The sequence below is a fragment of the Streptococcus sp. HMSC10E12 genome, from assembly GCF_001807855.1.
Classification (GTDB): Bacteria; Bacillota; Bacilli; order Lactobacillales; family Streptococcaceae; genus Streptococcus; species Streptococcus salivarius.
The window spans coordinates 9,050-10,180 of sequence record NZ_KV791096.1; the positions used below are offsets into that span (position 1 = coordinate 9,050).

The following is a 1,131-nucleotide window of genomic DNA, read 5'->3' on the forward strand; positions in this document are numbered from 1 at the left end:
TTGTCACTTATCCAGACGGTTCTAAGGATGAAGTTCCAGTTAAGGTGACAGTCGTAGATCCACGTACGGATGCTGATAAGAACACACCAACAGCTAAGGATCAAACCGTTAACATCGGTGAAACACCAGACGCTAAAGGTTCAATTGGTAACGTTTCCGACCTTCCAAGCGGAACAACCTTTGAGTACAAGACACCAGTAGATACAACAACAGTTGGTGAAAAAGACGCTACTGTTGTTGTGACTTACCCAGATGGCTCTAAAGACGAAGTACCAGTTAAGGTAACTGTCGTAGATCCACGTACGGATGCGGATAAGAATACACCGACTGCTAAGGATCAAACCGTTAACGTAGGCGAAACACCAGACGCTAAAGGTTCAATCGGCAATGTCTCAGACCTACCAAGTGGAACAACCTTTGAATACAAGACACCAGTAGATACAACAACAGCTGGTGAGAAGGACGCAACAGTCGTTGTGACTTACCCAGACGGTTCTAAGGATGAAGTACCAGTTAAGGTAACTGTTAAAGATCCACGCACAGATGCGGATAAGAACACGCCAACAGCTAAGGATCAAACTGTTAACATCGGCGAAACACCAGATGCTAAAGGTTCAATTGGCAATGTTTCAGATCTACCAAATGGCACTACATTTGAGTACAAGACACCAGTAGATACAACAACAGTTGGTGAAAAAGACGCAACAGTTGTTGTCACTTATCCAGACGGTTCTAAGGATGAAGTACCAGTTAAGGTAACTGTTAAAGATCCACGCACAGATGCGGATAAGAATACACCGACTGCTAAAGATCAAACCATTAACGTAGGCGAAACACCAGACGCTAAAGGTTCAATCGGCAATGTCTCAGACCTACCAAGTGGAACAACCTTTGAATACAAGACACCAGTAGATACAACAACAGCTGGTGAAAAAGACGCAACAGTTGTTGTCACTTATCCAGACGGTTCTAAGGATGAAGTACCAGTTAAGGTAACTGTTAAAGATCCACGTACGGATGCAGATAAGAATACACCAACGCCTAAGGATCAAACAGTAAACAAGGGCGAAACACCAGATGCTAAAGGTTCAATCGGAAATGTCTCAGACCTACCAAGTGGAACAACCTTTG

General features: G+C 43.8%; 1 protein-coding gene. It reads left to right on the forward strand.

Annotated features, from left to right (window positions below):
- Nucleotides 1-1,131 (forward strand): Rib/alpha-like domain-containing protein (locus tag HMPREF3112_RS11510; RefSeq protein WP_371106354.1); only part of this gene is annotated, 1,131 nt, incomplete at both ends.